Here is a 2,077-nt window from a genome sequence, read left to right on the forward strand (position 1 = left end):
GATCTGCTCATCGCTGAACCTCGATCGCTTCACTGCCTGTCTCCCTCTTGAGGAACAGGATAACCTCAATCCGAGGACTCTTCAGGGGAGCAGGTCAGCAGGCGAACGGGCTGGAGCCTGTCAGCACTGGTCGCCCTACCCTGTTTGCGGGCGGCATGGTTCGCGCCTTCCTGACCAAGCGTAATGCCAGCCGCAAGCGGCCTAGCCAGCCCGGCATGATTTTTTGCGTCAAGTGTCGCGATCACCGCGCGCCAGCCATGGGGATGATCGAAGCCACGCGCCAGAATGCCACCACGGGCAACCTGCGCGCCCTTTGCGAAGTCTGCGGTAACATCATGAACCGGCGCACCCGCTTGGCCGCAATCCCTGCAATTATGCCCAATCTGGACGTCCAAATCAGGGAAGCAGGCCCGCGCCTATGTGAGCGCACCGCCCCTTCCGTAAACTGTGGCAATCGAAAGGACTGACAGACCATGGCAAAACACAATGCCGCAAACGCCCGGATCAAGCGCGAATACTTCACCTATCTGAAGGAAGCGCAGCGCAGGGATGGAGGATCAATCGATGCCGTTGCCAAGGCCCTGGCGCGCTTCGAAGAGGCGAACGGGCGCAAGGATTTCAAGACCTTTCACCGGGCGCAGGCGGTGGCCTTCAAGCATAAGCTGGACAAGCAACTGGCGGTTCGCACTGGCAAGCCGCTGAGCCGGGCGACTGTCAATTCCACCCTGTCGGCCCTGCGCGCATTCTTTGTGTGGCTGGCCAGGCAGCCCGGTTACAAATCGCGCCTTTCCTATGCCGATGCCGACTATTTCAACCTGGGCGAAAAGGACGTGCGGATTGCAAAGGCTGCACGGCACAAACCCTTCCCGACGCTGGAGCAAGTCCATCGCGTAATCGACACCATGCCCACCGGCAACGCAATCGAATTGCGCAACCGGGCGCTGGTGGCCTTTGCCCTGCTGACCGGGGCGCGTGACGGGGCGCTGGCATCGTTCCGGTTGAAGCACGTCGATCTGGTGCAGGACCGCGTCGATCAGGATGCGCGCGACGTTAGAACCAAGGCCCGCAAGACCTTTGACACGTGGTTTTTCCCGGTGGGCGGCGAAGCGCTCCCGATCGTGAAGGACTGGTGCCACTACCTGCGCACTACGTTGCTTTGGGGCGATGACGACCCGCTGTTTCCACCGACAAAAATCGGCCTTGGCGTAAATGGCGGCTTTGTGCCCACCGGTCTGCGCCGCGACGAATGCTGGCGGGGAGCCGGGCCGATTCGCGACATATTCCGCAAGGCATTCACGGCGGCTGACCTGCCCTATTTCAACCCGCATTCTTTCCGCGATACGCTGGTGCAATTGGGCGAACAGGTTTGCACCACGCCGGAGCAATTCAAAGCTTGGTCGCAAAATCTGGGGCACGATCGCGTCATGACAACGCTAACCAGTTACGGCACCGTTTCGCCTCACCGCCAGGCGGAATTGATTAAAGGTATGGGGGCGCGCAAATCGGTCTCCGTGATCGATCCCGCCATCATGGCGCAGGTTATAGCCGCGATGCGCCTGAGCGAGGCGGAGCTGCGCGACCATCTCTCGACGTTCGCGCAGCCTTGACGCATCATCTCGATCTGGCTGCGCCAATGAGCACACGGGTGACGGTCGGTGGAATTTATCATCACCCTGCGAATGCAGTGCTTGCGAACACGCCGTTGAACCCGAACCCGACGATGTCGGCCCTGCCGTCATTGTTGAGATCGGCGAGGTCGCGGGGGAGGAGGTTGTTGGATGTCCAGCCCTGGTTGGCGCCGAAGTTGGCGACGTCGAAGGCGGCGGCGCTGAATGTGCCGTCGCTCTGGCCGTAGGACACAAACGTCCCCGCGACGCCAAAGCCAACCACGTCGGCGCGGCCATCGCCATTAACGTCGCCCGCAAGGCGCGCGAACGCGTCCTGGCTCGACCAGCCCTGGTTGGTGCCGAAGGTCGCTTGCGCCAGCGTGGGGGCGGCGAAGGTGCCGTTGGCCTGGCCCAGCCCCACAAACGTGCCCGCAACACCGAACCCGATGACGTCGGCGCGCCCATCCCCG

The 2,077-nt window shown here is 62.1% G+C and carries 3 protein-coding genes; 1 reads left to right on the top strand and 2 read right to left on the bottom strand.

What is annotated here, in order from left to right:
- Nucleotides 1-65: 65 nt before the first annotated feature.
- Nucleotides 66-395 carry a hypothetical protein gene (locus B7Y43_RS19910; RefSeq protein ID WP_374133397.1) on the bottom strand — a complete coding sequence of 110 codons (330 nt, stop codon included), beginning with the start codon at nt 393-395 and terminating at the stop codon, nt 66-68.
- A 78-nt stretch (nt 396-473) separates the two neighbouring features.
- On the opposite strand from B7Y43_RS19910, the gene B7Y43_RS19915 reads away from it, so the two are divergent.
- A complete protein-coding gene (locus tag B7Y43_RS19915) occupies nt 474-1,607 on the top strand; it encodes a tyrosine-type recombinase/integrase (protein ID WP_374133398.1) in 1,134 nt (377 codons plus the stop codon).
- 61 nt (nt 1,608-1,668) lie between these two features.
- Here B7Y43_RS19915 and B7Y43_RS19920 read toward each other — a convergent pair.
- A partial coding sequence (locus B7Y43_RS19920) for a VCBS repeat-containing protein (RefSeq protein WP_374133399.1) occupies nt 1,669-2,077 on the bottom strand: 409 nt, incomplete at its 5' end.

The sequence above is a fragment of the Sphingomonas sp. 28-62-20 genome (assembly GCF_002281505.1).